The organism is Nonomuraea sp. NPDC050328, from assembly GCF_044459405.1.
Classification (GTDB): Bacteria; Actinomycetota; Actinomycetes; order Streptosporangiales; family Streptosporangiaceae; genus Nonomuraea.
Genome location: NZ_JBITIW010000001.1, coordinates 1,245,919 through 1,270,951 on the forward strand (window position 1 = coordinate 1,245,919; position 25,033 = coordinate 1,270,951).

29 protein-coding genes, 1 tRNA gene and 1 pseudogene are annotated in these 25,033 nt (G+C 70.3%); 17 read left to right on the forward strand and 14 right to left on the reverse strand.

The genetic code is table 11. The features are described 5' to 3' along the window. Nucleotides 1–18: 18 nt before the first annotated feature. From ACIBG7_RS05870 to ACIBG7_RS05915, 10 genes are all read left to right on the forward strand, one after another. Entirely contained in the window at nt 19–2,499 is a 2,481-nt protein-coding gene (locus tag ACIBG7_RS05870) for a lantibiotic dehydratase (protein ID WP_397335303.1), read from the forward strand. A 17-nt stretch (nt 2,500–2,516) separates the two neighbouring features. After that, a complete protein-coding gene (locus ACIBG7_RS05875; protein ID WP_357915138.1) occupies nt 2,517–2,654 on the forward strand; it encodes a hypothetical protein in 138 nt (45 codons plus the stop codon). Between the two features lie 14 nt (nt 2,655–2,668). Further along, a complete protein-coding gene (locus ACIBG7_RS05880) occupies nt 2,669–2,800 on the forward strand; it encodes a hypothetical protein (RefSeq protein ID WP_357915135.1) in 132 nt (43 codons plus the stop codon). 44 nt (nt 2,801–2,844) lie between these two features. Further along, complete coding sequence (locus ACIBG7_RS05885) at nt 2,845–2,979, forward strand: hypothetical protein (RefSeq protein WP_357915132.1); 135 nt, start codon at nt 2,845–2,847, stop codon at nt 2,977–2,979. Nucleotides 2,980–2,997: 18 nt separating this feature from the next. After that, a complete protein-coding gene (locus ACIBG7_RS05890; RefSeq protein WP_357915129.1) occupies nt 2,998–3,132 on the forward strand; it encodes a hypothetical protein in 135 nt (44 codons plus the stop codon). A 16-nt stretch (nt 3,133–3,148) separates the two neighbouring features. Then, nucleotides 3,149–3,277, forward strand: a complete 129-nt coding sequence (locus tag ACIBG7_RS05895; RefSeq protein WP_357915126.1) for a hypothetical protein — start codon at nt 3,149–3,151, stop codon at nt 3,275–3,277. A gap of 14 nt (nt 3,278–3,291) precedes the next feature. Continuing rightward, nucleotides 3,292–3,435: a hypothetical protein gene (locus ACIBG7_RS05900; protein ID WP_397335304.1), complete on the forward strand. Its 144-nt coding sequence runs from the start codon at nt 3,292–3,294 to the stop codon at nt 3,433–3,435. A gap of 120 nt (nt 3,436–3,555) precedes the next feature. Beyond that, a complete protein-coding gene (locus ACIBG7_RS05905; RefSeq protein ID WP_397335305.1) occupies nt 3,556–4,662 on the forward strand; it encodes a lanthionine synthetase LanC family protein in 1,107 nt (368 codons plus the stop codon). Beyond that, entirely contained in the window at nt 4,659–6,452 is a 1,794-nt protein-coding gene (locus tag ACIBG7_RS05910; protein WP_397335306.1) for an ABC transporter ATP-binding protein, read from the forward strand. The genes ACIBG7_RS05905 and ACIBG7_RS05910 overlap by 4 nt, the downstream gene beginning before the upstream one ends. Next, nucleotides 6,445–8,283, forward strand: a complete 1,839-nt coding sequence (locus ACIBG7_RS05915; protein ID WP_397335307.1) for an ABC transporter ATP-binding protein — start codon at nt 6,445–6,447, stop codon at nt 8,281–8,283. Before ACIBG7_RS05910 ends, ACIBG7_RS05915 begins: the two co-directional genes overlap by 8 nt. Here ACIBG7_RS05915 and ACIBG7_RS05920 read toward each other — a convergent pair. Next, nucleotides 8,258–8,839, reverse strand: a complete 582-nt coding sequence (locus ACIBG7_RS05920; RefSeq protein WP_397335309.1) for a hypothetical protein — start codon at nt 8,837–8,839, stop codon at nt 8,258–8,260. The two genes, ACIBG7_RS05915 and ACIBG7_RS05920, sit on opposite strands and share 26 nt — an antisense overlap. Nucleotides 8,840–8,933: 94 nt before the next feature. Here ACIBG7_RS05920 and ACIBG7_RS05925 point away from each other — a divergent pair, with 94 nt between their 5' ends. From ACIBG7_RS05925 to ACIBG7_RS05935, 3 genes are read left to right on the forward strand one after another with little or no spacing between them, the layout of a single operon-like run. Further along, nucleotides 8,934–9,860 (forward strand): DUF5996 family protein, encoded by a 927-nt coding sequence (locus ACIBG7_RS05925; protein WP_397335310.1) that lies wholly within the window; start codon nt 8,934–8,936, stop codon nt 9,858–9,860. Continuing rightward, nucleotides 9,857–10,342 carry a potassium channel family protein gene (locus ACIBG7_RS05930; protein ID WP_397335311.1) on the forward strand — a complete coding sequence of 162 codons (486 nt, stop codon included), beginning with the start codon at nt 9,857–9,859 and terminating at the stop codon, nt 10,340–10,342. The genes ACIBG7_RS05925 and ACIBG7_RS05930 overlap by 4 nt, the downstream gene beginning before the upstream one ends. Before the next feature lie 49 nt (nt 10,343–10,391). Continuing rightward, nucleotides 10,392–11,615: a hypothetical protein gene (locus ACIBG7_RS05935; protein ID WP_357915102.1), complete on the forward strand. Its 1,224-nt coding sequence runs from the start codon at nt 10,392–10,394 to the stop codon at nt 11,613–11,615. Nucleotides 11,616–11,723: 108 nt separating this feature from the next. On the opposite strand, the gene ACIBG7_RS05940 is transcribed toward ACIBG7_RS05935, so the two are convergent. Beyond that, nucleotides 11,724–12,659, reverse strand: coding sequence for a DNA polymerase domain-containing protein (locus ACIBG7_RS05940; protein WP_397335312.1), 936 nt, complete (start codon nt 12,657–12,659; stop codon nt 11,724–11,726). A 176-nt stretch (nt 12,660–12,835) separates the two neighbouring features. Here ACIBG7_RS05940 and ACIBG7_RS05945 point away from each other — a divergent pair, with 176 nt between their 5' ends. Both ACIBG7_RS05945 and ACIBG7_RS05950 read left to right on the forward strand, forming a co-directional pair. After that, the gene (locus tag ACIBG7_RS05945) at nt 12,836–13,663 is read left to right on the forward strand and encodes a nitroreductase/quinone reductase family protein (RefSeq protein WP_397335313.1); all 828 of its coding nucleotides are present in this window, start codon (nt 12,836–12,838) and stop codon (nt 13,661–13,663) included. A 37-nt stretch (nt 13,664–13,700) separates the two neighbouring features. Then, the gene (locus tag ACIBG7_RS05950) at nt 13,701–14,183 is read left to right on the forward strand and encodes a hypothetical protein (RefSeq protein ID WP_357915093.1); all 483 of its coding nucleotides are present in this window, start codon (nt 13,701–13,703) and stop codon (nt 14,181–14,183) included. A gap of 47 nt (nt 14,184–14,230) precedes the next feature. On the opposite strand, the gene ACIBG7_RS05955 is transcribed toward ACIBG7_RS05950, so the two are convergent. After that, nucleotides 14,231–15,976 (reverse strand): bifunctional metallophosphatase/5'-nucleotidase, encoded by a 1,746-nt coding sequence (locus ACIBG7_RS05955; RefSeq protein ID WP_397335314.1) that lies wholly within the window; start codon nt 15,974–15,976, stop codon nt 14,231–14,233. A gap of 107 nt (nt 15,977–16,083) precedes the next feature. Here ACIBG7_RS05955 and mshD point away from each other — a divergent pair, with 107 nt between their 5' ends. After that, a complete protein-coding gene (mshD, locus tag ACIBG7_RS05960) occupies nt 16,084–16,992 on the forward strand; it encodes a mycothiol synthase (protein ID WP_357915087.1) in 909 nt (302 codons plus the stop codon). A gap of 34 nt (nt 16,993–17,026) precedes the next feature. On the opposite strand, the gene ACIBG7_RS05965 is transcribed toward mshD, so the two are convergent. The 3 genes from ACIBG7_RS05965 to dcd all read right to left on the reverse strand — a co-directional run bounded on the left by ACIBG7_RS05965 (nt 17,027) and on the right by dcd (nt 19,473). Continuing rightward, entirely contained in the window at nt 17,027–18,058 is a 1,032-nt protein-coding gene (locus tag ACIBG7_RS05965; protein WP_357915084.1) for an inorganic phosphate transporter, read from the reverse strand. Beyond that, the gene (locus ACIBG7_RS05970) at nt 18,059–18,676 is read right to left on the reverse strand and encodes a DUF47 family protein (RefSeq protein ID WP_357915081.1); all 618 of its coding nucleotides are present in this window, start codon (nt 18,674–18,676) and stop codon (nt 18,059–18,061) included. It lies immediately after the preceding gene. 221 nt (nt 18,677–18,897) lie between these two features. Further along, nucleotides 18,898–19,473, reverse strand: a complete 576-nt coding sequence (dcd, locus tag ACIBG7_RS05975; protein ID WP_357915078.1) for a dCTP deaminase — start codon at nt 19,471–19,473, stop codon at nt 18,898–18,900. An 83-nt stretch (nt 19,474–19,556) separates the two neighbouring features. On the opposite strand from dcd, the gene ACIBG7_RS05980 reads away from it, so the two are divergent. Next, a tRNA-Gly gene (locus tag ACIBG7_RS05980) sits at nt 19,557–19,627 on the forward strand. An 82-nt stretch (nt 19,628–19,709) separates the two neighbouring features. On the opposite strand, the gene ACIBG7_RS05985 is transcribed toward ACIBG7_RS05980, so the two are convergent. The 8 genes and pseudogenes from ACIBG7_RS05985 to ACIBG7_RS06020 all read right to left on the reverse strand — a co-directional run bounded on the left by ACIBG7_RS05985 (nt 19,710) and on the right by ACIBG7_RS06020 (nt 24,969). Then, nucleotides 19,710–20,666: a tyrosine-type recombinase/integrase gene (locus tag ACIBG7_RS05985; RefSeq protein ID WP_397335348.1), complete on the reverse strand. Its 957-nt coding sequence runs from the start codon at nt 20,664–20,666 to the stop codon at nt 19,710–19,712. Continuing rightward, nucleotides 20,667–20,837 carry a hypothetical protein gene (locus tag ACIBG7_RS05990; protein ID WP_397335316.1) on the reverse strand — a complete coding sequence of 57 codons (171 nt, stop codon included), beginning with the start codon at nt 20,835–20,837 and terminating at the stop codon, nt 20,667–20,669. Next, the gene (locus ACIBG7_RS05995) at nt 20,834–21,058 is read right to left on the reverse strand and encodes an excisionase family DNA-binding protein (protein WP_397335317.1); all 225 of its coding nucleotides are present in this window, start codon (nt 21,056–21,058) and stop codon (nt 20,834–20,836) included. Before ACIBG7_RS05995 ends, ACIBG7_RS05990 begins: the two co-directional genes overlap by 4 nt. Further along, a pseudogene (locus ACIBG7_RS06000) lies at nt 21,055–22,584 on the reverse strand (replication initiator). Before ACIBG7_RS06000 ends, ACIBG7_RS05995 begins: the two are co-directional and overlap by 4 nt. Continuing rightward, a complete protein-coding gene (locus ACIBG7_RS06005) occupies nt 22,581–23,999 on the reverse strand; it encodes an FtsK/SpoIIIE domain-containing protein (protein WP_397335318.1) in 1,419 nt (472 codons plus the stop codon). Before ACIBG7_RS06005 ends, ACIBG7_RS06000 begins: the two are co-directional and overlap by 4 nt. Nucleotides 24,000–24,026: 27 nt before the next feature. Further along, complete coding sequence (locus ACIBG7_RS06010; RefSeq protein WP_397335320.1) at nt 24,027–24,320, reverse strand: hypothetical protein; 294 nt, start codon at nt 24,318–24,320, stop codon at nt 24,027–24,029. Beyond that, nucleotides 24,317–24,577, reverse strand: coding sequence for a hypothetical protein (locus ACIBG7_RS06015; protein ID WP_397335321.1), 261 nt, complete (start codon nt 24,575–24,577; stop codon nt 24,317–24,319). The genes ACIBG7_RS06010 and ACIBG7_RS06015 overlap by 4 nt, the downstream gene beginning before the upstream one ends. Further along, nucleotides 24,577–24,969, reverse strand: coding sequence for a plasmid replication, integration and excision activator (locus ACIBG7_RS06020; protein ID WP_397335322.1), 393 nt, complete (start codon nt 24,967–24,969; stop codon nt 24,577–24,579). Before ACIBG7_RS06020 ends, ACIBG7_RS06015 begins: the two co-directional genes overlap by 1 nt. Nucleotides 24,970–25,033 lie beyond the last annotated feature (64 nt).

Here is a 25,033-nt window from a genome sequence, read left to right on the forward strand (position 1 = left end):
CCGGGCGGGGGCGGCCGGATGAGCGCCCTGCTCCGGATCGCCGGGCTGCCGATCAGCACGTGGCTGGCCGGCTCGGCCCCCGCCCTCTTCGACCTGCTCCGCACGCTGGACCAGGCCGAGACCCGCTACCGCGAGCACGCCGCCGCGCTCGCCGACCGGCTGGCCGAGCTCGTCCCGGCCCTGGCCGTCGCCGAGCGCCGCCTGATCCTGTCCGTACGGCGAAGCCTCCACCAGGGCAGACACCCCGCCGTCGCCGCCCTGCGCCCGATCGTCCCCGACGCGCTGCAGCCCGCCCTCGACGAGCACGAACGCCTCTCCGGCCTGGTCCACGACCTCGGCCGGCAGGCCGCCCGCCACCTCGACGCCGAGCACGAGCGCCTGCTCTCCCTGCCCTGGGACCTGATCGGCGCCCGCCTCACCCACGACCGCGAGAGCTTCGACATCGCCGCCGACATCCGCCGCCGCCTGACCGCCGGCGAGCCCTGGACCTCCAAGCGGCTCCGGCGCAGCAGCGAGTACCTCTGGCGCATGATCGCCCGCGGCACGGTCAAGACCACCCCGCGCGGCTGGCTCGGGCACGTCGCCCTGCTCCACCTCGCCGACGTGGAGACGCACGGCGTCGCCGGGCAGATCTCGGTGTCCGACGAGGCCGCCGTCGAGTGGACGCAGAACGTGCACACCCACCGGGTCGACCTGGCCGGCGCCGAACCGCTCGACCCCGAGCACCTGATCTCGCTCACCCCGCTGCACTGGCTCGACGACGGCCGCCTGGCCATCTGGACCCGCGACACCACCAAGCCGGGCTCGCGCGACATGATGACCTGCAAGGTCCGCCTGGCCGCCGGCCTCGACCGGATCGTCGAGACCCTCGGCCCGCGCGCCCGCACCGTCGGCGACCTCACCCGCGAACTGCCCCAGGTGTCGCCCGCCTTCCTCGGCAAGCTCGCCCGGCGCGGCATCCTCGACGTGTCGGCTCCCCCGCACCGGCAGCGCCGTCCCTGGCGGACGATCACCGAGCAGGAGACGCCGCCCGAGACCGGCTTCGTGGACGTGTACCGGCGGGCGAACGAGCCCCTGTCGGCCGACCTGGCGACGCTGCAGCACGCCTTCGAGCAGTGCCGGCGCATCCACGCGCTGATCAAGGCCGAGCATCCGCAGACGCCGCCCGCCTTCCTCGACCGCCTCGGCGAGCAGCCGCAGCCGCTCATGGACGTCTTCGTGGCCGAGGCCGCCGGCCGGGTCGAGCAGGAGTCGCTGGCCTCGCACGGACGCAAGACCGGCTGGCCGCCCGCGACCAGCCCCGACTCGGCCTACGGCCGGCTCCTCGCGCTGATCGCCGCGGCCGACGGGCCCGTGGACATCGGCGCCGGCCTCCTCGACGAGCTGGGCGCCCCGCAGGCGCCGCTCACCTGGCCGACCGACGTCATGCTCAGGCCGCTGGCCTCGGGCGGGTGGGTGCTCGACGGGTCCGGCCCGGCCGGCGTGCTCGACGCCCGCTTCGTCGACGCCCTGCGCTGGCTGCACGGCTCCGTGCCCGCCGCCGACCACTACCGGGCCTTCCTCGACGAGCTGGACCGGCTGACCGGCCTGCCCTCGGTGGAGGTGCTCTACCCGCCGCTGTCCGAACGGGCCGCCAACGCCGTCCGCCGTCCCCGCTACACCAGGCTGTGGACCGGCGACCCGTACTGCGGGCAGTACTGGCCCTTCTGGGACCCCGACGGCTTCCTCCCCCTGGGCGAACTCACCGTCCACCAGGCCGACGGCCGGGTCGTCATCTCCCACGCCGGCCGCCCCGTGCGCATCGTCCAGCACGTCACCCGCACCGCCACCGCGCCCTGGACCGTGCTCACCGAGATCCTCAACGCCGACTCCATGGCGCGGGCCTCGCACACCCGGCGGCTCGGCTTCTCCCTCGCCGCCCACCCCGGCCGCACCTTCGTACCCCGGATCACCGTGGCCGGCGCCCTCGTCGTCTCCCCCGCCCAGTGGTCCCTCGACCCCGCCCGCCTCGCCTTCCTCGGCGGCGACGCGCTGTCCGAACTGCGCGCCCTCGACCGGCTGCGCACCGAACTCGGCCTGCCCCGCTGGGTCTTCCTCTCCCACCACCAGTACGGCACGCAGCCCGTCGGCTGCGACCTGGAAAGCGTCCGCGCCCCTCGAGTCCTCGACCAGATGCTCAAGGCCCTGGCCAAGGCCGACTCGGAACCCCGGCGCCTGATCATCACCGAGATGATCCCCTCCCCCGACGCCCTCCCTGTCCGCGCCGCCACCGACCCGGTCGCCGCCGAACTCATGATCCGCCTGCCGTACGACCTCTCCCCCCAGGAACTGGCCGCCCGAGCCGTGTCAGCCCAACCGCAGAGGAGGCTCCCCATGCCCGACCCCACCACCCCCGAACCCGACGACGTCGACGACCTCATCGACGACCTGGAGCTCCACTCCTCCCCGGCCATCGAGGAAGCCACCGTCAACTGCACCCGGATCTGCCCGTTCGGCTAATCGAAAGGACCCGCGTCATGTCAGACAACCCCGCACCCGAGCCCGAGGACCAGGTCGACGAACTGATCGACGACCTGGAAGTCCACGCAGTCCGCGAGGGCGGATCACTGTCCGTCGAGTGGTGCGTCACCATCCTGGGCTGCGAGCCGGGCTGAGCGGGGCGGACCTCATGTCAGACCGCCCCACGCCCGACGAGGAGCAGGTCGACGAGCTCATCGACGAGCTCGAGACCCACTCCACCGCACCGGTCGCGTCCGAGTTCACCAGGGACTGCACCGCCCTCACCTGGGACTGCGGATAGCCCACCCAAGCCCCCGTCACACCCACAACCGAAAGGAAAACCCCATGTCCGAGAACACCGCACCCGAGCCCGGCCAGGACAAGGTCGAGGAGCTCATCGACGACCTCGAGGTCCACGCCATCCGCGAGGGCGGCACCGTCACCGAGGACTGCAACCTCACCAGCACCTGCAACTGCTGAAACCGAAGGGAAACCACCATGTCTGAGAACACCGCACCCGAGCCCGGCCAGGACCAGGTCGAGGAGCTCATCGACGACCTCGAAGTGCACGCTGTCCGCGAGGGCGGCACCGTCACGGAGGACTGCCAGGTCACCAACACCTGCAACTGCTGAGCAGGGAAGGCGCACCGTGTCCGAGAACACCGCGTCCGAGCCGGGTCAGGAGCAGGTCGACGAGCTCATCGAGGACCTCGAACTCCACGCCCTGCCGGTCGGCAGCGACGACACCAACAACTGCACCCACACCTGTCCCTGCTGATGAGGGGATTCTCGATGGCCGAGCAGACCAAGTCCGAGGACCACACCGAGGTCGAGGACTCCGGTGACGATCTGGAGATCCACGCCGCACTGCCGGTAGAACCCGAGCTGGTGGTGGTGCGGAAGCAACAGCCTCCGCACCGCACCTCGCTGATCTGATCAGCCGGCCTCACCCAAGGGACGGCACCCCCTGAGCCCCGTCCCTGATCCACCCAGGAAGTGATGGCGGCGCACCCCCTCTGCGCCGCCATCCTCTGCGAAAGGCCCCCCATGCCCCACGTGACGGAACGATCACCCAGCCTGGCGCGCCTCGGACGGCTGCTGGGCGAGCTCCCGCAGGTCGCACCCGACGCGGCCATGGCGATCGTCGGCGGGGCGCTGTCCGGGCCGGACGCCACTCGTGCCCTGACCTCATGGCTGCGCGGGCTGAAGCACGCCCCGCGAGGGCTGGGCCTCTTCGGCGGGTCCGCCGAACGCCTGCTCAACCTGCGGATCGCCGCGACCGCCCTGCCCAAGCTGGCCGTACCCGCCGCCGCGCAACGCGAGGCGCTGGTCGCGCAGTTGGCCACCACGACCTGGCGCGACAGCGAGGTCGGATGGGCGGACTACGACCTGATCGTGGGCCCGTCGGGCACCCTGGTCGCGCTGGCCGCCGATCCGGAGGTGCCCGCCTCGGTACGAGCGCCCCTGACCGGCCACCTGCTGGGGCTCTGCGCCACACCGGACCTGGCACGGCTGCGAATCGGCGCGCAGCAGGACGACCACCTGCGCCGGTGGAACATCGGCCACGTCAACCTCGGCCTGGCGCACGGCCTCCCCGGCATCATGATCGCCCTGTGCGCCGCGGCGGAGGCCGACGGGCTGAGCGACGAGCTGGCCACCACCCTGGCCCGCCTCGCCGGCCGCCTGATCGCCGAGTGCCGCCCTGACGGCCGCGGCGTCTACGCCTGGCCGCACGCGAGCGGCGTCGAGTTCCCGAGCCGCCCGCTCCAGGCCTGGTGCTACGGCTGTCCGAGCAACGCGTGGGTGGTGTGGGAGACCGCCCGGGTCCTCGGCGATCCCGAACTGGCCTCCTTCGCGCTCGAAGCGGCGGCCTCCTTCGTCACCGCCTACGACGACGAGCGAGACCTGCGGAACCTGGCCATCTGCCACGGCGCCGCCGGCGTTCTGCTGGTCTTCGACGCCTTCGCCCGGCACACCCCGCTCGCCGGAGCCCAGACGCTGGCCGCCCACCTGCACGGCTACCTGCTCGACCGGCACGAGGAGGTCGCCGAGCTGGCGGCCACCGACTGGTCGTTGATGAACGGCGCCGGCGGCGTGCTGGCCGCCCTGCTGACCGTGGAGGGGGGCGACCGCCGATGGCTGGCCACGCTGGGGCTGCGATGAGCGCCGACACGACCAAGAACCACACCAGCGTGCTGGCCGTGGTCCGCGCGCTGCCCAAGGTGTCCCCGGGGCTGACCGCGGCGCTGTCGTTCCTGGTGGTGCTGGACGCGCTGCTCAGCGCGGGTTTCATCCTGGCGAGCGGCGCTCTGGTGGCGGAGCTGGCGACGCGCTCGGGCGCGGTGGGCTGGTACCTGGCCGCCCTGGGGACGATCTACGTGCTCCGGCTGGCGCTCGACCCGGTCGAGACCGCGCTCGGCAACTCGCTGGCCCGCCGTTTCACCGCGATGCTCAACCAGACCACCCTGGAGGGCACGCTGCGGCCGATCGGGATCGAGCATCTCACCGATCCGGTCGTCTCCGACCGCATCCAGCTCGCCCAGGGCCTGAACACCGGCTACCCGCCGGGCAACGCGGTGACCTCGCTGGCGCGGCTGGTCTCCAGCCGGCTGGGCGGGCTCGCCGCGGCGATCACCCTGGCCACGGTCGAGTGGTGGTTGCCGTTCCCGCTGGCCGCGGTGTGGATCCTGCTGTCCCGGTGGCGGCTGCGCGACCTGAAGCAGACGGTCGCCGCCAGCTCCGGGACGATGCCCCTGCTCCGGCACGCCGCCTACGCCAGGGACCTGGCCATCGGCGACGCCGCCGCGAAGGAGATCCGGGTCTTCGGCTGGCAGGACTGGCTGCTCGACCGGTTCACCCGGGCCTGGCACGAGGGCACCGGCACGGCGGGGAGCATGGGCAGCACCCTGGTGAAGACGGCCAGCCTCGCGCTGGTCGGGGCCGCGCACATCGCGATCTTCCTCTACCTGGCTTTCGCGGTCGCCGGCGGCCGGCTCGGGGTCGAGTCGATCGTGGTCGCGCTCCAGGCGATCACCGGGCTCTCGCTGCTGGGCTTCCTGGGTGACGTGCAGTGGATGTTGACGCATGCCAGCACCGCCGTCCCCCACGCGGTAGCCGTCGGGCGGCTCGGCGTCGAGGCCGCGCATCGGCGGCCTGCCGTACAGCCCGGGGAAGGGGTGCCCGCGCAGGGCATCCGGCTGGAGAACGTCAGTTTCGGCTACCCCGACCGTCCCGTGCTGCAGGGGCTCGATCTCGACATCCCCGCCGGGACGTCGCTGGCCATCGTCGGGGTCAACGGCGCGGGCAAGAGCACGATCGTCAAGCTGCTGTCGCGCCTGTACGAGCCGGACAGCGGCCGGATCACCGTCGACGGCACGGACCTGCACGAGCTGGACGCCAAGGCGTGGCGCAGGCAGCTCGCGGTGGTCTTCCAGGAGTTCCTGCGCTACGAGCTGCCTCTGCGCGACAACGTGGGCTTCGGCCGGCTCGACGCCGACCGGTCCGATGCCGCGCTGGAGCGGGTGGCCGCGATCTCGGGGCTCGACCAGGTGCTCCCCCGGCTGGCCGCGGGCTGGGACACGCCGCTGAGCCGCCGGTTCGAGGGCGGCACGGACCTGTCCGGCGGGCAGTGGCAGCGGGTGGCGCTGGCCCGCGCGCTCCTGGCGGTTGAGCACGGCGCGAAGGTGCTCGTCCTGGACGAGCCCACCGCCAACCTCGACGTCCGCGCCGAGGCCGAGATCTACGAGCACTTCCTCGACCTCACCCGCGGCCTTACCACGATCCTCGTCTCCCACCGCTTCGCGACGGTACGGCTGGCCGACCGGATCTGCGTGCTCGACGGCGGCCGGGTGGTCGAGTACGGCTCGCACGACGAGCTCATGGCGCTCGGCGGCCAGTACGCCCACATGTTCACCCTGCAGAGCGCACCGTTCCGGGAGGCGCATCGTGTCTAAGCTGGTCGACGACCGCATGACCCCGCGCAAGCTGGCGCGCAGCACCGCCCTGCTGATCGGCGCCGCCTTCCGCGCCGACCCGCGCAAGGCCCTGCTCGTGCTGGCGCTGACGCCGGTGAGCGGGGCCATCGCCGCGGTGACCGCGATCGGGTTGCGCCTGATGGTGGACTCGGCGACCGCCGCCGACCTGGCCGGCATGACGAGCGCCGCCGCGTTGCTGGCCGGCGCGCTGGTCGTCGCGTTCCTGGCCGGCACGCTCGTCGCCGAGGCGCGCATCCAGTTGCAGTTGCGCGTCGGGCTCGTCCTCGACCAGCGCATCATGACCCTCTGCGGCTCGTTGCCCCAGCTCGACCACCACGAGAACCCGGCCTACCAGGACCGGCTCGACCTGCTGCGCAACCACCGGCAGGGCCTCGGCGGCGCGTTCGGCATCATCGTGGAGAACGCGCGCACCCTCATCACCTTCGGCCTGACCGTGTCGCTGCTGATGAGCGTCCGCCCCGAACTGCTCTTCCTGGTGCTGCTCGCCTTCCCGACCGTCCTCGCGGTACGGCGCGGCGAGCGGGCCACGGCCCGGGCCGAGGAGCACACCACCGAGCCCAACCGGCTGCGCAAGGCCCTGTTCACTCTCGTCACCTCGCCCCTGTCGGCCAAGGAGATCCGCGTCTACGGCCTGCAGGGCGAGCTCGCCGAACGCCACCGCGACCTCCAGGAGCAGGTCGACGGCCCCAAGCGCCGCGCGGAGTGGCGGAGCGCGCTGTGGACGAGCGGCGGCTGGACCCTGTTCGGGCTCGGCTTCGCCGGCGCGCTCTACCTGGTCGTCTCCGCCGCCCTCGCCGGCAAGGCCACCCCGGGCGACGTCGTGCTCACGCTGTCGCTTGGCTCGCAGCTCACCTCGAACGTCTCCGGCATGATCACCATGCTGTCGTTCCTGCAGCGCTCGGTCCGCACGGTGGGCTACTACCTGTGGCTCGACGACCACGCCAAGGCCGTGGTCCAGGCGCGGAACGGCTCGGCCGTGCCGCCGCCGCCCGGGCACGACCTCGTGCTCGACCGTCTCACCTTCAGCTATCCCGGCGCCGCGCGGCCCATCCTGGACGACCTGTCCCTGCGCCTGCCCGCCGGGAGCACCGTCGCCATCGTGGGCGAGAACGGCGCGGGCAAGACCACGCTGGTCAAGCTGCTGTGCCAGATGTACCAGCCCACCTCGGGCCGCATCACCTACGCCGGGCGGGACATCACCGACTACGACCTCCAGGCCTGGCGCCGCCGTACGACCGCGTGTTTCCAGGACTACCTGCGCCCCGAGTTCCTGCTGCACGAGTCGGTCGGGCTCGGCGACCTGCCCCGGATCGACGACCTGCCCGCGGTCGAGGGCGCCCTCGACCGGGCCGGCGCCGCCGCCATCCCCGGCCTGCTCCCGCAGGGCCTGCAGACCCAGCTCGGCGCCACCTTCCCCGGCGGCACCGACCTGTCCGGCGGGCAGTGGCAGAAGCTCGCCATGGCCAGGGCCGGCCTGCGGGAGGCCCCGCTGCTCCGCGTGCTCGACGAGCCGGCGGCCAACCTGGACCCGGCCGCCGAGTACGAGATCTTCCGCAGCTTCCAGGAGACCGCCGCGCGGTCGGGGGACGGGACGATCACCGTGTTCGTCTCCCACCGCTTCGCCACCGTCCGCAGCGCGGACCTGATCGTGGTGCTGGACGACTGCCGGATCCGCGAGGTCGGCAGCCACACCGACCTGATGGCCGCCGGGGACCTCTACGCGACCCTGTACACCCTGCACGCCAAGGGCTACCAGGAGTCGGCTAGCGCTTCAGCGGCCACGCCATGATCAGCACCTCCGGCTGCGCGCCGCTCCGCACGTAGGCGCGCAGCCGGTAGCGCCCCGGCCCACCCACGGTCACATCGCCCAGCGGCTCCCCGCCGTCGCCGAAGAACTCCACCACGCCGGTCCGGCCGTACCCCTGCCACGGTCGGGGGCACGTCCCCTTCGCCGCCGCCAGCCGATCGCGCTCCTCCGCCTCCTCCTGGTCGCGCGCCGCCTGATAGGCCTGCTCGTTGCGCTCCATCAGGCCGGGGCAGATCATCTCCAGCAGCCTGACCAGCTCCTCCTCCCGCGTAGCGGAGTCGCACAACGCCATCCCCTTGGCGATCAGCTCCTCAGGCGGCAACTCCCCAAACCGCCGGCCGGCGAAGCAGAGGTACATCCCCCTGCGCTCCTCCGGAGGCAGCGTGATCGCGGAGGGCACGCCGCCGCCGAAGATCGTGATGGCGCAGTCCTCCTCCGGCTCCGGGGAGACCGGGCCCGAGCCGGTGAACTGCGGGACGGCCAGCGCGAACAGCAGCAGTGCCATCCCCAGCGCCAGCCACCGCCATAAGCGCGACATGGTGCCGCAGTTTACGGCTCCGTCGAGGTGCTGACCGCATGGCAGGCCTGCGACCTGGGCACGATGGCCAGGAAGGACGATCGAGGAGACCGCCATGCAGCTCTTTCCCGCCATGCCGTACGAAGACTGGCTGGAGACCAAGGACACCATGCACCGCTTCACCCAGATCGTGGGCAAGGTGCGCCTGGCGGCGAGTCCGAGGCGGAACCACTGGTGGAACGTCCCCTTCCACCTGACCGGGCGGGGGCTGACGACCCGGCCGATGGGCGGGCCGACGGACCAGTTCTGCATCGACTTCGACCTGGTCCGGCACCGGCTGGTGGTGGACAGGGGTGACGGCAGGAGTGCGGAGTTCGCGCTGGTGGGGCAGTCGGTGGCGAGCTTCCACGCCAACCTGTTCGAGATCCTCGACGACTTCGGGATCGACGTGGAGATCCAGGCGGTGCCGTTCGACCTGACGGATCGCACGCCGTTCGCGGAGGACACCAAGCACGCGGCCTACGACGCCGCGCTGGTCAACCGGTACTGGGTGATCCTGTCGCAGGTGGCGAGCGTGCTGGAGCGGTACGCGGCGGACTTCTGCGGCAAGACCAGCCCGGTGCACCACTTCTGGCACACCTTCGACCTGGCGGTGACCAGGTTCACCGGCAAGACGGTGGAGGTGTCGCCGGAGGCGGATCCGGTGACGCGGGAGGCCTACAGCCAGGAGGTGATCTCCGCGGGCTTCTGGTTCGGCGACGAGGAGCGGCCGTGGCCGGCGTTCTACTCCTACACCGCGCCCGAGCCGGCCGGCCTGGACCGGGAGCCGCTGTGGCCGGACTGGGCGGTGTGGATGCCGTCGCGCGGCAGCCATCTGGCGGTCCTGAAGTACGACGACGTGCGCGCGGCGGATGATCCGATCGCGACGGTGCTGGGCTTCCTGGAGAGCGCGTACGAGGCGGGCGCGCGGCAGACCGGCTGCGACGCGGCGGGGCTGGCGAGCATCGACGGGGTCACCGACCCCTATCTGCGTCACCGGTGAGGCGCGCGGTCCGGATCTGGGGGCGGGCGCTCGCCGCGACCGTGCTCGTGCTCGGCCTGTACTTCTTCACGCCACTGCCCGGCGGTGGGGAGAGCGCGACGGGGCCGGTGCGCTGGGTGGTGCTGGGGGCCAGCGTGGCGGGACTGGTGAGCCTGGTCGGCTTCCAGGTCAGAAGGGCGCTGGGCGCGGGCGGGCTGGCCGAGCAGATCGCCATGCTGCTCACACTGGTCCAGGTGGTCGCGGCGGGATTCGCCGCGCTCTACTTCACCCTGGCCGACCAGTTCGACGGCATCGGGACGCGGCTGGACGCCCTCTACTTTTCGGTGGTCACACTCTGCACGGTCGGGTTCGGGGACATCATCCCGATGGGTCAGGCGGCGCGGGCGGTCGTGAGCGTTCAGATGATCTTCGACCTGGTCATCGTCACCACCGGGATCTCCATCGTGGTGAACGCCTTCCGGCGCCCGGTGGCACGAAACTGACACAAGTCAACTCTGGTCAACCCGCACGTGCGCTGGCAGTGTCCAGTCCATGAAGTCTCCCTCCCCGTACGGCAGGCGGCACCCCCTGGCCGCCGCCGTCGTAGCCCTGACGATGGCGGCCACCAGCCTGTTAGCCGTCTCGGCCCCCGCCGGCGCGGCGACCACCGTTTCCACCGGCACGGTGGCCGACCCGGGCCGGTACAAGTCCGCCGATCCCGGCACGCAGGCCCTCATCGACGCGGTCCTCGCCAAGCTCCCGGCGGGCTGGGAAGCGTCGGCGAAGGCGGCCGCGGCCAAGGCCGGACGCACCCAGACCACCGGCCTGCGCGACAAGGCGATCAACCCCGACGACTACGAGTGCGAGGACACCGCCCTGGTGGCCTACGTCGACCAGCAGCTCGCCGGGGTGGACCCCAGCGCGTTGTTGCTGCTGTTCATGCTCGGCGTGCTCGACTACCCGACCTACGACGCCCTGCTCTTCGAGACCAGCGCGACGCCGCAGCACTTCGGCCGCTCGGGCGAGTACGACATCCCGATCACGCACAACATGCGCGACCTGCGCCGCTTCTGGGACATCCGCAACGACGACATCCAGCTCGTCGCCATGCACGGCTCGATGCTGCGAGACGTCAACCGGGTGGCCCGGATGGTCAAGATCTTCTTCGGCGTGGGCGACGCCCAGGCGCTACAGCTCGCGCAGAGCATCATCGCGCTGATCGCGAGCCAGCCGACGTTGCGCAACGGCGACAACCCGATCTTCACCCTCAACGCCTTCGCCTTCACCGCCGAGGGCGAGACCGACCCGCTCTTCCAGGGCGTCCCGGACAAGATCGTCATGGGTGACGGGGTGCTGGAGGCGATGACCGCGCTCGGGCTCGGCGACATGGCGGCCAAGGCGATCCTGGCCCACGAGTACGGTCACCACGTCCAGTTCGAGAAGGGCCTGTTCGACAGCCCGCTGACCGGCCCGGAAGCGACGCGGCGGACCGAGCTGATGGCCGACGCGCTCAGCACGTACTTCCTGACGCACGCCCGCGGGCAGGCGATCAACAGCAAGCGGCTCCTGGCGGCCTCACGCTCGTTCTTCGAGGTGGGCGACTGCCAGTTCACCTCCAACGGCCACCACGGGACGCCGAACCAGCGGCTCCGCTCGGCCACCTGGGCGGCGGACGTGGCCAACTCGGCCCGGCCGCAGGGCAAGATCATGCCGTCGCTGACCTTCGCGGGGCTGTTCGACGCCAAGCTGCCCGAGCTGGTGGCGCCGGACGCCTGAACCGGTCCGGCGTAACGGCGGCCGGCCACGCACACCGGCCGGCCGTCTCCCTGGACAGGGCCCGGCCACGGTCGGTGGCTGGGCCTTGCCCATGCTTGCCGTACGAGATTATTCGCCGCGCGCCCGCTTACGGCGCTTGCCCTCGTGCATGGCCTGCACCCGGGCGACGGGGATGGTGTGGCCCTCGGCGACGAGGTCGGCGGGCAGGTCCTGCGGGGCGGGCATGAGCTCCTGCCACGGGTCGCCGGCCAGGTCACGCACGGTGTGGACGGTGAAGTCAAGCGGCTTGACCCGGTCGAGCTCGTCCCAGGCGACGGGGAAGGAGACCGGCGAGCCGGGCCGGATCCGGGGACTGTAGGCGGCGACGACGGTGGCGCCGCCGGCCCGGGTGGAGTCGAGGAAGACCCGGCCGCCACGGTCCTCGCGGATGAAGGCGGTGGTGGCGAGCTCGGGATCGAAGCGCTCGGCCCGCGCGGCGAGGGCTCGGGTGGCGGCGGCGACGTCGTCGACGGGGATCCCCGGGGTGATCGGCACGAAGACGTGCACGCCCTTGGCCCCACTGGTCTTGACCGCCCCGGCCAGCCCGGCCTCGTCGAGCGCCCGCCGCACCAGATGAGCAGCCCGTACGGCAAGCGAGAAGCCCCCACCCTCGGGCGGGTCGAGGTCGAGGATGAGGTGCGTGAGCCGATCGCCCTGGAAGAGCGCGGGGTGGTACTCGACGGCCCGCTGGTTGCCGAACCAGAGCAGGGTCCGCCGGTCGTTGCAGAGCGCGTAGGAAACCTCGCGGTGGGAGGTCTCGGCCCAGTGCCGCACCCGCTCGACCCAGGCGGGGGTGTACTTGGGCAGGTTCTTCTGCATGAAGGGCGGCTGCCCCGGCCGGACCCGGATGACCGAGAGCGGCCGGTCGGTGAGCACGGGCAGCAGGCGGGACGAGGCCGCGTCGAGGTAGTCGAGCAGGTCGCGCTTGGTGGCCTCGGACCCGTCGAACAGCGGCCCGTCGAGGTTGGTGAGCGAGACCCCGTCCCGCGTTTCATCGCCGCTCATCCCATTAGCCTAGATCGTGAATCAGCGGCTACTGTGGAAGACGTGACTGCCGGGTCGGCCTTGGGCCATACACGAGTCGGGTTCCCGGCCGCTGCGTGATGCGGCGGCGGGCGCGCGGACCGCCCACACACTTCTCCCTTTCCAGCGAGATAACCCCTTTCTGACATGGAGAAGTGTTGTTCAACCAACAGATCATTGACGAGTTCCGCGCCAACCGCGGTCAGGTGGGCGGCCCGTTCGAGGGCGGCCGGCTGATCCTGCTCACCACGAAGGGCGCCAAGTCGGGCGCACCGCACACCACTCCCCTGGGCTTCCTGCCGGACGGCGCCGAGCGCATCCTGGTGATCGCCTCGGCGGGCGGGTCGCCGACCAACCCGGACTGGTACCACAACCTGCTCGCCGAGCCGACGGCGACGGTCGAGACCGGCTTGTTCACCTATGAGGCCGCGGCGACGGTGTTGTCCGGCGAGGAGCACGAGCAGGCCTGGGCTCGGGCGGTCGAGGTCGACCCGGGCTGGGCGGAGTACCAGGCCAAGGCGGGCCGGCCCATCCCGGTGGTGGCGCTGACCGCGGTGTCCTACGACGGCCCGCCGCCGGGCCGCTCGTTCGGCGAGGCGCTGCGCACGATCCACGACGGGTTCCGGCGCGAGCTGGCGCTGGTGCGCGCGGAGGTGGCGGCCTCGGGCGGGGCGACGCTGGGCGCGCAGCTCCGGATCAACTGCCTGACGATGTGCCAGGGCCTGCACGTCCACCACACCAAGGAGGACGAGGGGCTGTTCCCGGCGATGCGCGCGCAGGGACCGCACATGGAACCGGTGATGGACCGCCTGGACGAGGAGCACCGGCGGATCGCCGAGCTCCTGGCCGAGCTGGAGCGGGCGCTCGACGGGGACCGGGAGACGGTGCTCGCCGAGGTGACCCGGCTGACCCGGGAGGTCGAGCGGCATCTGGACTACGAGGAGGAGCAGCTCATCCCGATCCTGGACGCCGCGGCCGGTCACTGACAGAAGATGGCAGTGACCGGCGGCGAGGATACCGGTCATGAGCATCGAGAACGACGGCCGGCACGACTTCGACTTCCTGCGCGGGCGCTGGCACATCCGCAACCGCTACCTGGCCAAGCGGCTCCAGGACAGCACCGAGTGGCTGGAGTTCGAGGCGACGGGTGAGCTGCACCAGACGCTGGGCGGGCTGGGGAACGTGGACACCTTCTCCACGCCGGCCGGAGCGGACGGCCTGCCGTACGAGGGGATGACGGTGCGGGTCTTCGAGCCGGAGACCCGGTTGTGGAGCATCTACTGGGCCTCCGACCGGACCGGGCGCCTGGAGCCGCCGGTGCGCGGGCGCTTCGAGGACGGCCGCGGCGAGTTCGTCGGCGAGGACGTGCTGGACGGCCGGCCGATCGTGTGCCGGTTCGTCTGGTCGGAGATCACCGGCGACTCGGCGCACTGGCAGCAGGCCTTCTCCGCGGACGGCGGGGCGACCTGGGAGACGAACTGGCACATGTTCTTCACCCGCCGATGAGAAAGCGGCCCGTGCCCCAGGGGCACGGGCCGCTTCACGGGCGAGAGTTACTTGATGATGGTGATCCGGCCACCGGCGGGCGGCGCGACCGGGGAGTTGGCGGTCAGGTAGGCCGAGAAGGCGTCCAGGTCGACCGGGCCGCTGAACAGGTCGGTGGACTCGGTGAAGACCGAGAAGCCGTCACCGCCGCCCATCAGGAAGTTGTTCGCCGCGATCTTGATGGACTGCGTCGGGGTGACGTCCTGGCCGTTGATCTTGATGTTCGACACCCGCTGGCCGACCGGCTTGGTGGTGTCGAAGGTGTAGGTCAGCGACGAGGAGACCTGCAGGATGCGGTGGGTGACGGTGCCGTTCGGCGCGACACTCCAGACCTGCTGCTCCAGCAGCCGCTTGAGCTGGTCGCCGGTGTAGGTCTTGACCTGCACGATGTTGCCGAAGGGCTGGACGGCGAAGGCCTCGCCGTAGGTGACCACACCGGGGCCCTCGCTGCCGCTCTGCTCGAAGCGCAGGGCCGTGCGGATGCCGCCCGGGTTCATGAGCGCGATCTGCGCGCCCGTGGACTGCACCGCGGCGAGCTGCGAGTCGGCGATGACGCTGCCGAGCTGGGTCTCCGGGTTGGCCTTGGCGGGCGAGGTGTTGTCGACCGAGTTGGACAGGTCCGCGGTGATCTTGCCGATCGGCTTGTTGGCGACCGGGCCGACCTTCTCCTTCCAGTAGGAGACGGCGGTGTCGATCTTGTCGTGGGGGGTGATCGACGGGCGGATCACGTGGTTGTCCGCGGTGACGGTCGAACGGATGACGTCGCGGGTGCGCTTGTCGACCTGGAAGTCGATCTGGGTGAGCACGCGGCCGAAGGAGGAGCCCTGCGTGTACAGGCGCTGCTGGCCGGCCGGGTCCGGCGTCTTGCAGATGTAGGCCTGGTGCGAGTGGCCGCTGACGACCACGTCGATCTCGGGCGCGGCGGCACTGGCGATGCGCGAGCCGGCGCCGACCACGACGGGGCAGGCGTCCGGGCTCTGGCCCTGGGTGACCTGGTCGCCCTCGTGCATGAGGATGACCTGGGCCTTCACGCCGCGTGCGGTCAGCCACCTCGAGGCCTTGTTGGCCGCGGCGACCTCTTCGGTGAACTGCAGGCCCTTGATGCCCTCGGCGGTCACGATGGTCGGGGTGGTCGCGGTGACCAGGCCGATGAAGCCGACCTTCACCCCGTTGATCGTCTTGATGTAGACCGGGGGCAGCGCGTAGTCGCCGGTCGACTCCTTCAGCACGTTCGCGGCGAGGAAGTCGAAGCTCGTCCCGTTCCACTCACCGCGCGGCGAGCACCCGTCGACCGGGTGGCAGCCGCCGTCCATGACGCGCTGCAGCTCGGTGTAGCCCTCGTCGAACTCGTGGTTGCCGGCCGCGGAGGCGCGCAGGCCGATCTGGTCGAGGATCTCGAGCGTGGGCTCGTCGTGGTAGGCGGCCGAGATCAGCGGGGAGGCGCCGATCAGGTCGCCCGCGGCGACGACCGCGGTGTTCCTGGTGCGCAGCTCCTCGATCTTGGTCGCGAGCCGGGCGACGCCGCCGGCGCCTTCCACGACGACGCCGTTCTCGTCGGTGATGCGGCCGCTGGAGCCGGTGGGGGCCTCCAGGTTGCCGTGGAGGTCGTTGATGGTGAGCAGCCGGACCGGGACGGTCCTGGTCGGCTTGGCCTTCTCGGCGGGACCGGCGGTCGCGGGGACCGTCGCGAGCGCGAACCCGCCAGCGGCCACAGCTCCGGCCACGGCGAGCCGGAGGAGGGTACGAGGCATCATGCGGGAGACGTTACGGCCCCCAGACAAGCATGAAGCGTCGCAAAGGTAACGATTCATCGGTGCTGCTTATGGCCATGTTTGCCAGTCCGCAGCCTAGAGTGCGAGCTGTGGCAGAAGACGTGAAGATCAGGGAACGACTTGATGACCGGGAAATCGCCGCAGTCCTGAGTGTCGTGGACGAGGCGACCGAGCGCGACGGGGTCCGGCCGCTCAACGAGCACGTGATGTTGCACCTGCGCTACGGCGGCGACGACCGGGCGCGCTCGCTCTTGCTCTACGACGGGGACGCCTTGGCCGGTTACGCCCACGTGGACCCGACCGACGAGGTCGAGGGCCCGAGCGGCGAACTGGTGATCCGGCCCCGTTTCCGAGGCCAGGGGTACGGCAGGCGGTTGCTGCGGGCCATGCTGGAGGAGACCGGCGGGCAGTTGCGGTTGTGGGCGCACGGCGGGCTGCCCGGCGCGCAGGCGCTGGCCACCTCGATGGGCCTGGAACGGGTCCGCTCGTTGTGGCAGATGCGCCGCTCCCTTTACGCGCCGCTCGGCGCGGTCGAGTTGCCCGACGGGGTACGGCTGCGCACCTTCGTGCCCGGTCAGGACGAGGAGGCGTGGCTGAAGGTGAACGCCGCGGCCTTCGCGCACCACCCCGAGCAGGGCGCCTGGACGTTGGAGGACCTTGCGCGGCGGGAGCAGGAGCCGTGGTTCGACCCGGCCGGGTTCTTCCTGGCCCTGCGCGGCGACCGGCTGGTCGGCTTCCACTGGACGAAGATCCACGGCTCCACCGAGCACGGCCACGAGCCGATCGGCGAGGTGTACGTGGTGGGGGTGGACCCGTCCCAGCAGGGCACCGGGCTGGGCAAGGCCCTGACCGTGGCCGGCTTGTGCCACCTTCGGTCGAGAGGCCTCGCCCAGGCGATGCTCTACGTGGACGAGGCCAACCCTTCGGCGATCCGGCTCTACACCGGGCTCGGGTTCAGCCGGTGGGACGTGGACGTCATGTACTCCACGCCCCGCTGACCGGCTGCTACCCGACCACCCGGCTGACCGGCTGCTATTCGACCATCCAGTAGAGCGGGAAGAACACCAGCGCGGCGACGAACGCGGCGGCCGGGATCGTCAGGACCCAGCCGGTCACGATGTTGCCCGCCACCCCCCAGCGCACCGCCGACAGGCGCTTCGTCGCACCCACACCCATGATCGCGCTCGTGATCGTGTGCGTGGTGGAGATCGGAGCGCCGAAGCCGATGGCCGCGCCGTACAGGACGGTGGCCGCCGCCGACTCGGCGGCGAAACCCTGCGGCGGGTCGAGGGCGATGATCCGGCGGCCCAGCGTGCGCATGATGCGCCAGCCGCCGGCGTAGGTGCCCAGCGAGATCGCCCCGGCCGCGGCCAGGATGACCCACTGCGGGATGGCGTCGTTCTCCCCGACGTACCCGCCGACGAAGAGGGCGAGGAAGATCACGCCCATCGTCTTCTGGGCGTCCTGGAGACCGTGCCCGAGCGCCATGGCGGCGGCGCTCACCGTCTGGGCATAGCGGAAACCGCGGTTGGCCTTGCCCGGCTGCGCGTTGCGGAACACCCAGTAGATGCCGATCATGATCAGCGCGGCGAGGGTGAAGCCGACCAGCGGGGAGAGGATCATCGGGATGACGACCTTCTCCAGGATGCCGACCCACAGCACCGTGCTCTCCTGACCGGGCGGCGCCGGCACCAGGGCCGAGGCCAGCGCCGAACCCACCAGGCCGCCGATCAGCGCGTGGCTGGAGGAGGACGGCAGGCCGAAGTACCAGGTGATCAGGTTCCAGGTGATCGCGCCGATCAGTCCGGCAGCCACGATGACCAGTCCGTGGTTGCCCGAGGGCGTGGTGATGATGCCCTTGCCCACGGTCTGGGCGACCTGCGTGCCGAGGTGGGCGCCGATGAAGTTCATCGCCGCCGCCATGAACAACGCGGCCCTGGGAGTCAGCGCCCGGGTCGAGACCGAGGTCGCGATGGCGTTGGCCGCATCGTGGAAGCCGTTGGTGTAGTCGAACACCAACGCCACGATGACCACGCCGATGACGAGGGCGAGCGTGAGAGACACTTAGCTTTCCTTGACCGCGATCGACTCGATCGTGTTGGCCACGTGCTCGAAGGCGTCGGCGGCCTCCTCCAGCCGGTCGATGACCTCCTTCATCTTCATGACGGTGAGCGCGTCGTACTCACCGCTGAAGAGCTTGGCCAGCAACCGCCGGTAGACCTGGTCGCCCTGGTTCTCCAGGCGGTTGACCTCGATCCAGTACTCGTTCAGGTTCTTCATCGAGCGCAGCCGGGGCATGGCCTCGGCGGTCAGCTCGGCGGCCCGCTCCAGCACCTCGACCTGGCGGACGACGTCCTTCGGCAGGTGCTCGATCTGGTACAGGACGATGAGGTCGGAGGCCTCTTCCATGAAGTCCATGACGTCGTCGAGGTTGCTCGCGAGGCGGTAGATGTCCTCGCGGTCGAACGGCGTGATGAAGCTCTCGTTCAGCCGGTTCATGATCGCGTGAGTGCGCTCATCACCGGCGTGTTCGCAGGCGCGCATCTTCTCGGCCAGGGCTTCCCTGTCCGAGCCGTCGCTGATGATCTCCACCAGCAACCTCGATGCGGTGACCAGGTTGTTCGCCGAGTCGGCGAACAGGTCGTAGTAGCTGTCCTCACGGGGCGTGAGACGCAGGCGCACGTCGATCTCCAGATGTGCGGGGATGGTCCGCAGAGAAGGGTACGGGTAGCCCGCGCAAACGCGAACTTCACCCACTCTTCTACCCCTGGCTACCCTCTGTGTGGTTTCTGAACACGCTCTTTAGCCGAGCCTTTAGGGGTTTCGGCCCGCCCAAGGCACCCACTCCCGTCAGCCGCTTTGCCTGTTGTTCACCTGTTGTTCATCTTCTGGACGGCAAGAATTCAGATAACGGTCCGGTGGAAGTTCAGATACGACCGGCTCGGGGTGGGTCCCCGCTGGCCCTGGTACCGCGAGCCGTACAGTGACGATCCGTAAGGGTGCTCCGCCGGCGAGCTCAGCCGGAACAAGCAGAGCTGCCCGATCTTCATCCCCGGCCACAGCTTGATCGGCAGCGTCGCCACGTTCGACAACTCCAGCGTCACGTGCCCCGAGAACCCCGGGTCGATGAACCCCGCCGTGCTGTGCGTCAGCAGCCCCAGCCGGCCGAGGCTCGACTTGCCCTCCAGCCGCGACGCCAGATCGTCCGGCAGCGTCACCACCTCGTAGGTGCTCGCCAGCACGAACTCCCCCGGATGCAGGATGAACGGCTCATCCCCCTCCGGCTCGACCAGCCGGGTCAGATCCGGCTGCTCCGTCGCCGGATCGATGTGCGGGTAGCGGTGGTTTTCGAAGACGCGGAAGAACCTGTCCAGGCGCACGTCCACACTGGACGGCTGCACCATCGTCTTGTCGAACGGATCGACCACCAGACGTCCGGCATCGATCTCGGCGAGGATGTCACGATCGGATAGCAACACGGTGAGCAACTTACCGTGTGGGAGTTGTTGGCTTGGCGCGGTGGCGCTGGAATCCGCTAGAGTGGGGGCGCGGCTCCGGCCATGCGGGTGTAGTTCAATGGCAGAACATCAGCTTCCCAAGCTGACAGCGCGGGTTCGATTCCCGTCACCCGCTCTCATTGCGAAAAGCCAGGTCAGGGATGATTCCCGACCTGGCTTTTGATCTTTCTGAGGGCCTTGATGATCTTCTGTGCCCGTTACGTGCCCGATCCGTCTCGATCTTGCTTCTTGATGGCCTCCTCCGCGAGCTTCCCGAGAGCGTCCGCGATGGCCCGGTCGCGCTCCATCGCGGTGTGTTGGTAGATCAACGCGGCTCGTGTGGTCGAGTGGCCCATGCGGGTCATCAGGTCGCGGAGGCTTGCGCCGGAGCGGGCCGCGAGGTCGTTTCCGGTGTGACGAAGGTCATGGAAGTGGAAGCCTTGGAGCTTGGCCTTCTTCAGGGCCGCGGCCCAGACGCGGGTGAAGTTGGCGCGGCGGAGCTTGGCACCCTTGGGGCCGACGAAGACGTGTCCCACGTCGCCCTTCTCGGCGTAGGTCTCCATGTGGGCCTTGAGGTCCGGGAGCAGCATGGCCGGGATGGACACGAGGCGCTTGCCGGCCTCTGACTTGGGCGAGCCGATGGTCACCGAGCCGTCCTTGAGTTCGGTCGTGGTGCCGACCACGCGGATCGTGCCCGCTTCCGCGTCGACGTTCCGGCGCTGGAGTGCGGCCAGTTCACCCCAGCGGAGGCTTGCGAAGGTGGCCAAGAGGATCAGCATCCGGAACCGCGGTTCGATCGCGTCGGCGAGGGCGTAGACCTGTTTGATCGTGAGCACAGGACGCTCCGGTGAGTCCTCCTTGCCCGCGCCCCGGATGTTGCAGGGGTTCGCCTTGATCAGGCCGTCGCTGACGGCGGTGTTGAAGATGGACTTCAGGAGCCGGTACGCCTTGGCCACGGTGACCGGCCCCACGCCATCGTCGAGGCGCTGCTTGCGCCACTTGCGGATGTGCGGCTCCTTGATCTCCGCGATCGTGCGGCTGCCGAAAGTCGGAATGAGATGGATACGGAGCAGGCCCTCGTACAACTGCACCGCCTTGGGGCGCAGACCGGGGCGCTCATCGACCCACGCAGTGCCGTACTCCTTGAAGGAGACCTTCCCGAGGTCCGGGTTGATCTACTCGGACTCGTGGATCTCCGTCTCCTTCTTGCTCAGCCAGATCTCGGCTTCCTTCTTGGTCGCGAAGGTATGCGGCGCGGCCCGGTCGATGCCGTCAGGCCCCGGATATCTGGCTTGGTAGCGGCCCGAGGGGAGTCTCCGCACACGGCCGAAACGACGCTTGCTCATGCTGCCCTCCTGGGGCGGGTCGTGATCGGGTGGACGAGGCCTGCCGCGATGAAGTCATTGAGCGCGGCTTCGGGGATGCGAACCTTGCGCCCCAGGCGGACGAAGGTGATCCGGCGTTCTTCGAGGAGGCGGCGAGGAAATCGCTCGGTAGTGCCGAGCCGTTCGGCCACTTCGGCGACCGTCAGGAGGCGGTCCGCGGCCGGCCTGGATCGATTGCTCATGCCGCCCTCCCGCCCGGTAACGGCGCTTCGGTTGCCGAACGAAGCTGGTCGAGGTGTGCGCGCCAGCGTTGGCGGTCTTTGACGGATCTCAGTAGGCGCACTGCCAGGGGTGGCACGTTGTCGTCGCCCGACGGGACGGGTCGCCAGACATAGCGGTGCGGGTCGACGGGTTCGGCGGGGTTGCCGAGGGCCTGGAGGACCCACGTGCGGCGGTCCTGCTTGTGTTCGGCGAGGGTCTTGTTGGACCACTTGCGGGAGACCAGGACGCGGCGGCCGGCGTAGCCGAGGTGCTCAGGCTTGTGGGCCTTGCCGTGGCAGCGGCCGGGGGCCTGGCCGGGCTTGGCGTGTTTGGGCTGGACACCGTAGCGGAGCCAGTTCGAGCAGGTCGGTGCGCAAGGCTCGTAGCGGAGGGCTTCGGCCAGGCGGGCGGCGTGGTCGTGGTGGGGGTCGGCGGTCTGGCCGAGGGATTTGGTCAGGTACTTGGACAGGTAGCGGATGCACTGGTCGGCGTCTTTCGTGCCGGCGAGGACGCCCTTGACGTCGGCCTGGGTGCCGAAGCGGATGACGTGGGACGGTTCGTCGAGCTGGTCGAGGGCTTCGTCCCAGGTGGGGAGGTACTCGCCGGTTGACGGGTTGAGGTAGCCGTCGCCCGCCCAGACGGGCTGGTAGTCGATGGGGTCGCCGGTCTGGGGCCACCAGACCTGGTGGTAGGTGGCGGCGATGATCTGTTTGATCTCGGCGCGCGGGAGGGTGCCGCGGATGGCCATGTGCAGGTGCGGGGCCAGGCGCTTCTGCGGCTCCACGGTGGCGAAGTACTGGACGTCGTAGCCGGCGACGCGGCGGAGGTTCTGGATGAAGCGGTCGATCAGCTTGGAGAAGTGGAGTGCGTCTCGGGCGGCGCGGCGGTAGTCGTAGACGTCCGGGTCGACAGGGCGGCCGTCCCGGACCTTGCCGTAGGAGGGGAGGGTGAGGGTGACGAAGAGGGACGGGCGGTAGCCGTTGTAGGTGCGGCCGAGGGTGGTCGCAGATCTTGTACGGCGGGTCAGGTCGGGGGCGTCCTGGCGACGCCGGGTGGAGCGGGTTCGCCTGGTGGTCGTCCTGGCGAGGACGTTGCCGCGGATGCCGGCGGAGTTGACCTCCTCGTCGAGGGCTTCGATGGCGGCTTGCCAGTCGGAGCGCTCCGGTTCGGGGGCTGTCTCCAGGCGGGCTTGGAGGTCGGCGCGGAACTCGATCAGCCATCGTTGTTCGTCGGTGGTCTCGCGGGGCGCGGTCGCCGGTTCCTCGTCGAGGTGTCAGCCTTCGCGGCACTGGGCGATGCGGAGGTGGCGGTTGCGGGTGGCGCAGGGTTCGCACTTGGCGTCGAGGGTGCTTCCGCACGGGACGTCGATGAGGTCGGTCCGGCCGGTGGTCGTGTCCAGGCGCTTCATCGGGACGGGGCGGACGCAGACGCCGTAGCGCCTGGCTACCTCTTCGAGGACTTCGCGGGCTTGCGGCATGGCCTGCCGTACGGCACGGGGTTGGGTCATGCGGCCTGCCGTAACTCGGCGACCATGGCGTGAATGTCGGCGTCGCTGACGTACGCCGCGCGGACGCGGATGGGATCGGGCGAGGCTTCGAGGCGGACGTAGCCGACGCCGGCGCCGACGTACGGGACGGGTGAGATGTGGTCGGCCAGGGCGCCACGATCGCGGGCTCCGTCGCCGAGGACCATGTCGACCTGCTCGGACTCGTCGAGGCGCAGGGCGATCTTGTCGGGGAAGAGGTTGCGGATGTTCATGACTTCCTTGCGTGGGTCTTGGAGGGCGGCCATGACGCCGACGCCGACGGCACGGCCCTGGGTGGTGAGGGTGGCGAGCGCGGCGGAGATGCGGCGCTTGAGGTCCCGGTCGGCCTGGTAGGCGGTCAGGAAGGCGATCTCGTCGACGACGACCAGGACGAAGGGGTCGTCGACGGTGGCGATGTGGGTGCGGCTGTGGCCGGCGAAGCGGGCGGCGCGGGCCTGCATGACCTTGACCGCGTCGTCGAGCAGGTCGGCGCAGTCGGCCGGGTCAGCGGCGTAGCGCGGGCCGAAGAGCGGCCTGCCGTACGACAGCTCCATGAGCTTCGGGTCTAGCGCCCAGATCTCGGCCAGACCGGCGTGTACGGCAGGCAGCAGGCCTCGAATCGCGGACCAGAGAACGGAGCCCTTGCCGGCTCCGGTGGCGCCCGCGATGAGGACGTGGGTGCCGTGGAGGTCGAGGGTCCAGGGGTGGCCGTCCTCCCGGATGCCGATGTCGATCGGGCCGACTGTGGGGATAGGCGGGAGGGCGCGGGCCGGGATGGGGGTGGCGAGCGGGTCGGTACGCGAGAAGGTGAGTAAGAGGCGGTCGCCGCGTTGGTGGGTGATGCGGCAGGTGGGTGCTCCGAAGCCCTGGGCGAGGTTGTCGGCGCGGTCGGACCAGTCGCGGGCGGTCTGGCCCTTGAGCATGCGGACGGTCACCAGGTCGGCCCAGTCGTCGCAGCGGACGCGCAGGAGCCGGGGCTGGTAGTCGCGACCGTGGATGCGGCGGGCAAGGCCGGAGACGTCCATGACCGCGTTCCAGTGGCGGCGGTAGTTGGCCATGAGGCGCCACCAGGCCAGCAGACGGCGGCCGAGCAACCGGTTGAAGCCGGCCGGGTCGAGAATCGCCCAGGCGGTGAGCCCGGTCAGCGCCGGGGCGGTCAGGAGGAGCGTGGTGCGCCAGCCGTACTGCACGCAGAGGAAGCCCAGGGCGAGCGGGAGCAGGCAGGCGATCGGGTGGCGGTAGAGGGTGCGGATCAGGGCGATCAGCGTCCGCCACGCCCAGATGACGAGCGTGACGGCGGCCGGGGTCCTGATGATCGCGGGGCGGAAGACGACGGCGGTTTCGGGGGTGGTGGAGACGAGGTTTCTGGTCTCGTCGCCGGGGAGCTTGCGGAACATGGGCACCTCTTGTGACGAGTGGGTCGGTCAGGCGGCCTTCTCGGCCTTGAGCAGGCGTTCGCAGTCGGCCAGGTAGCGCACCGCGGCCTCGTGGAGTAGTCGGGCGGCGGCGACGTCGGCCTCGGTGACCGGACCGGCGCCGGTGGTGGAGATGGCGACCGTGGCTTCGCGGTTGGTGATCATCAGGCAAGGACGCGTTCCGGTCAGGACGTCTGCCAGGCACATCAGGTCGTTGTCGTAGAAGGAGATCGACAGGGCCGGCGGCCGGCCGGAGGTTGCCGAAAGGGTGGCGTAGGTGTACGGGGCCTTTCTCGTGCTCACGCGGCGCTCTCCTTGCGGGTGGCAGAGAGGTGGCGTTCGAGCGCCAGGACGTACAGCGCCGCCTGCCGGGCGAGCTGGCGGGCGAAGCAGAGGTCGGCCGTGGTGATCACCGAGTCGGTCGTGATCAGGACGGAGACGGCTCCGAAGTCGAGCCCGAGGACCGGCGGGTGCAGAGCGTACGGGTGGGACAGGGTGCGCGCCGACCGGCCGGTGACGAAGCGGAGGGCGTTGGTGCGCGGCGTACGGCGGCGCGACATCAAGCGGTGTCCTTTCCTGCACGGGGTGGGCGGATCTCGCGGGCTTTGATCGAGTACGCCAGGCGACCGGAGGCGTTGACGTACGGAGTGACGGTCACGCCGTCGAACTCGACCGGGGTGAACGGCAGTCCGGGCATCGGCGCGGGCGCGGCCGGCTGGGTCGGGGCGATGAGCTTGACCGCGACGGTCTTCTGCGCGGCCTTGAGGCTCGGGTCCCCGTCCATGACAGGGATCTGCCAGACCGGTTCGCCGGTCTGCTTGTCGCGGGACTGGACGAAGCGATCGGGGGTGGAGGCGTCGAAGTCCTTGACGGGCTCGATGTCGCCGACGGCGTAGCAGCCGTGCGGGAAGAGCTGGTGGAAGTGGACGGGGATGGGGCCTTGGAGTGCCATGATCGATCCTTGTCTTCTCGATAACTCGTATTGTCGAGTTGCTAGGAAGGTAACCCGCGATTCG